We start from the raw sequence: 2,713 nt of genomic DNA on the forward strand, positions 1-2,713 counted from the left end.
AGCCGGCTCCTACAGGATTGAGTTGTGTCAGTGCATTCGGAGGCGGTCAGGGTTATGCAGTGGCAATACGTGCAGGTTTGACCGCCGTTTTACGCCCCAACATCACCGTCACGATCACCCCGGCAGCAAACAGCCAGGTGATCGGCTCGATGTGTTCACCGAAGAACAACGCCGAAAACGCGATGGTGAAGAAGATCTGCAACAGCTGGATCTGACTGACCCGGGCAATGCCACCCATGGCCAACCCGGCGTACCAGGCGAAGAAGCCGATGAACTGCGAGAACAGCGAAACATAACCAAAGGCCCACCAGGTCTTGGCCGAAATTTCGCCCTGGTGTTGCAGCGCCAGGTACACCACCGGTCCGATCAACAGCGGCGTCGACAACACCAGCGCCCAGCAGATCACCTGCCAGCCACCCATCTCCTTGGCCAAACGCCCCCCTTCGGCATACCCCAGACCGCCCACGGCAATCGCGCCGAGCATCAGCAAATCACCGGCCTGAATGCTCCCGGCTCCGCTGATCAACGCGTAACCCAGCACCAGCGCACTGCCCAGCGCGGCGCAGGCCCAGAAGGCTTTCGACGGGCGTTCGTGGGACAACCACGCGGCGTACAGCGCCACGCACAAGGGTTGCAGGCCGTTGACCAGTGCGCCGTGGGACGCGGGCAAGGTTTGCATCGCCCAGGCGGATAAAACCGGGAAGCCGAGGATCACACCGGCGATCACCAGCGTCAGGCCTTTGACCTGTTTCCAGGTCGGCCATTTTTCCCTGCGCCACAGCAACAACAGCGCCGCCGGAATCGCCGCGAACAACGCACGGCCGAGGCCGTTGAGCAACGGATGGAGTTCCTGCACGACGATCCGTGTGAAGGGCAGGGTCAGGCTGAAAATCACAACGCCGAGCAGGCCGAGGGCCATGCCGGTGTTTTCGCGCGTGGACATGAGGGCAACCAGAATCGAGGGTGGTGGGAAGTGTCTTCATCTAGCCATAAATCCGGTGGTGGCCGCTGTTACAGCTAGGCGCAGAGTTATCCGTACAGTTTGAGGGCCCCTTCGCGGGCAAGCCTCGCTCCTACAGGGATCACGCATAACCTGTAGGAGCGAGGCTTGCCCGCGAAGAACGATAACGCCGTAGTAGCTGGTTATTACCCGCCCCTCTGGATAACGACTACCTTGAATACTCCTGCCTATTTCCCAGAGGAGTCCTCCCCATGGCTGCCAAGAAAATCCTGATGCTGGTCGGCGATTACGTCGAAGACTACGAAGTGATGGTGCCGTTCCAGGCATTGTTGATGGTCGGCCACACGGTGCACGCCGTCTGCCCGGACAAATCCGCCGGCCAGACCGTGCGCACGGCGATCCACGACTTCGAAGGCGACCAGACCTACAGCGAAAAGCCCGGCCACCTGTTTGCCTTGAACTTCGATTTTGCCAAGGTCGCTGAAGCCGACTACGACGCGCTGCTGATCCCCGGCGGTCGTGCCCCGGAATACCTGCGCCTGAACGAAAAAGTCCTGGACCTGGTGCGTGCCTTCGACAAGGCCGGCAAACCGATCGCCGCCGTGTGCCACGGTGCGCAATTGCTGGCGGCGGCGGGAGTTCTGGAAGGTCGCGAATGCAGCGCCTACCCGGCTTGCGCACCGGAAGTACGCTTGGCCGGCGGTACGTTTATCGATATCCCGGTGACGGAGGGCCACGTTCAAGGCAATCTGGCCACTGCTCCGGCCTGGCCGGCCCACCCGAGCTGGCTCGCCGGTTTCCTTGGGTTGCTGGGCACCAAAATCACGCTGTAACGAGGGACTTTTTCATGTGCGAGCTTTACGTCAAGGCCGACCCGATTCTCTACGAATCGCGCTCCCGCTCGCTGCGCATCTGCGGGGTGGTCACCACCCTGCGGCTGGAGAATCAGTTCTGGGACATCCTCAGCGAAATCGCCGAGGTCGACGGCATGACCACCAACCAGTTGATCGCCAAGCTGTATGAAGAGGTGATGGATTACCGCGGGGAAGTGGTGAATTTTGCTTCGTTCTTGCGGGTGAGTTGTACGCGGTATTTGTCGCAACGGCGGGTGCAGGCGCCGGAGTTGTCGGTGGTGCGTGCTGCGGTGAAATAGCGTAGACCGTGTCGATCCATTCGCGGGCAAGCCTCGCTCCTACAGGGGAATGCGTTCCCCTGTGGGAGCGAGCCTGCTCGCGATGGGGCCGGTTCAGGCGACAAAAATCCATGACTGGTCTTTACTCTGAAGCGCGAAACCCCTCAATCGCCAAGGAGAAAAATTATGTCTGGATGGTATGAGTTGAGCAAAACCAGCAACGGCCAGTTTCGCTTCGTGCTGAAAGCGGCGAATGCCGAAACCATTCTGAACAGCGAGCACTACACCACTCGCAGCGCCGCCGAAAACGGCATCGCCTCAGTGCAGAAGAACAGCCCGCTGGATGAGCGCTACGAGAAAAAGACTACCAAGGATGGCCATCCGTATTTCAACCTCAAGGCCGCCAACCACGAGATCATCGGCAGCAGCGAGGCCTATTCTTCCGAGGCTGCGCGGGAAAAAGGCATCGCCAGCGTGAAGACCAACGGCCCGACCACCGTGATCAAGGACAAGACCTTGCCGGTGCTCTAAAAAACCACACAAAACCCTGTAGGAGCCGGCTTGCTGGCGATCGCGAAGGGTCAGTAGATAAAGAAGTTGACTGACCCACCGCGATCGCC

At 60.0% G+C, this 2,713-nt stretch carries 4 protein-coding genes; 3 read left to right on the forward strand and 1 reads right to left on the reverse strand.

The genetic code is table 11. From position 1 onward, the window contains the following. Window positions 1-52 precede the first annotated feature (52 nt). Window positions 53-943 (reverse strand): DMT family transporter, encoded by an 891-nt coding sequence (locus tag KGB27_RS31255; RefSeq protein ID WP_008025702.1) that lies wholly within the window; start codon window positions 941-943, stop codon window positions 53-55. A 269-nt stretch (window positions 944-1,212) separates the two neighbouring features. On the opposite strand from KGB27_RS31255, the gene KGB27_RS31260 reads away from it, so the two are divergent. The 3 genes from KGB27_RS31260 (at window position 1,213) to KGB27_RS31270 (ending at window position 2,624) form a co-directional block, all read left to right on the forward strand. Further along, entirely contained in the window at window positions 1,213-1,794 is a 582-nt protein-coding gene (locus tag KGB27_RS31260) for a DJ-1/PfpI family protein (RefSeq protein WP_008025704.1), read from the forward strand. 14 nt (window positions 1,795-1,808) lie between these two features. Beyond that, on the forward strand, window positions 1,809-2,114 hold the full coding sequence (locus KGB27_RS31265; RefSeq protein ID WP_008152951.1) for a ribbon-helix-helix domain-containing protein: 306 nt from the start codon (window positions 1,809-1,811) through the stop codon (window positions 2,112-2,114). Window positions 2,115-2,279: 165 nt separating this feature from the next. Then, window positions 2,280-2,624 carry a YegP family protein gene (locus KGB27_RS31270; protein ID WP_008025708.1) on the forward strand — a complete coding sequence of 115 codons (345 nt, stop codon included), beginning with the start codon at window positions 2,280-2,282 and terminating at the stop codon, window positions 2,622-2,624. Window positions 2,625-2,713 lie beyond the last annotated feature (89 nt).

The organism is Pseudomonas sp. BF-R-01, assembly GCF_019946615.1.
Classification (GTDB): domain Bacteria; phylum Pseudomonadota; class Gammaproteobacteria; order Pseudomonadales; family Pseudomonadaceae; genus Aquipseudomonas; species Aquipseudomonas migulae.

Excerpts from the sequence above, each read along its gene's own strand:
- KGB27_RS31255 (WP_008025702.1), bottom strand. The coding sequence starts at position 943 with ATGTCCACGCGCGAAAACACCGGCATGGCCCTCGGCCTGCTCGGCGTT.
- KGB27_RS31260 (WP_008025704.1), top strand. The coding sequence starts at position 1,213 with ATGGCTGCCAAGAAAATCCTGATGCTGGTCGGCGATTACGTCGAAGAC.
- KGB27_RS31270 (WP_008025708.1), top strand. The coding sequence starts at position 2,280 with ATGTCTGGATGGTATGAGTTGAGCAAAACCAGCAACGGCCAGTTTCGC.
- KGB27_RS31265 (WP_008152951.1), top strand. The coding sequence starts at position 1,809 with ATGTGCGAGCTTTACGTCAAGGCCGACCCGATTCTCTACGAATCGCGC.